The organism is Psychrobacter sp. T6-1, from assembly GCF_052258445.1.
The window spans coordinates 1-740 of the sequence record NZ_JBQQFC010000684.1 but is presented as its reverse complement, the minus strand read 5'-3'; the positions used below and the strand labels follow the sequence as shown (position 1 = coordinate 740).

At 44.5% G+C, this 740-nt stretch carries 2 protein-coding genes; both read left to right on the top strand.

What is annotated here, in order from left to right:
* On the top strand, positions 1–438 hold a 438-nt coding region (locus ACTXGO_RS15390), incomplete at its 5' end, for a pseudouridine synthase (RefSeq protein ID WP_459112945.1).
* A gap of 81 nt (positions 439–519) precedes the next feature.
* On the top strand, positions 520–740 hold a 221-nt coding region (locus ACTXGO_RS15385), incomplete at its 3' end, for an SRPBCC family protein (RefSeq protein WP_459112944.1).

The window sequence follows — 740 nt, the reverse complement described above, 5'->3', positions numbered from 1 at the left end:
CAGGGGCTGAACCGTCAAATCCGCCGTATGTGTGAGCATTTTGGCTATGACGTCGTCAAGCTTGAGCGTACGCGAATCATGAATGTCAATCTTAAGGGTTTACCCGTTGGCGACTGGCGAGATTTGACTGAAAAAGAGTTATCTGTATTGCTTAAATCTATTGGAGAGTCGTCTTCAGAAGATAGTAATGCAAGCAAAAAGTCTCGCAACGGCCCACGAAAAAAATCTCGTAGCAATACATCAAGATCGGCTTCTACATCAACAGGCGCCGCAAAAGATAATAAACACTCTAAAGAGAGTGCTAAAAATCCTAAGGGTTCAAAGGGTAGGGATGGGCGTCCTGCTGGTCGCGGTAAGCATTCAGGTGGCAAGGGCAAACCTGCTGGCAATGGCAAACGCCCTGCTAAAGGCCGAGGGTCTAAGCGCTCTTCACGATAATTAATTCTTAAAGTGTGGTTGCTTAATTAAGTTTTGAGATGGCAATAAGCTAAATAATTTTAATCTTAACGAGATAATAGTATGTTTAAAATAAAAGTAGAACGTATCGTCAAAAAACCGATTAACGACGTGTTTGAAGCACTCAGCGACCATGCTAGTTATGGGTCATTTAAAGCGGTTGGGGCTGCTAAGCTAGTAACGGAAGGTAGCGAGGAGCGAAATGGTGTCGGCGCTTTACGCGTGATTCAAACCGGGCCTGTTAAATTTTGGGAGCGAATCAAGGCATTTGAGCGTCCTACTCA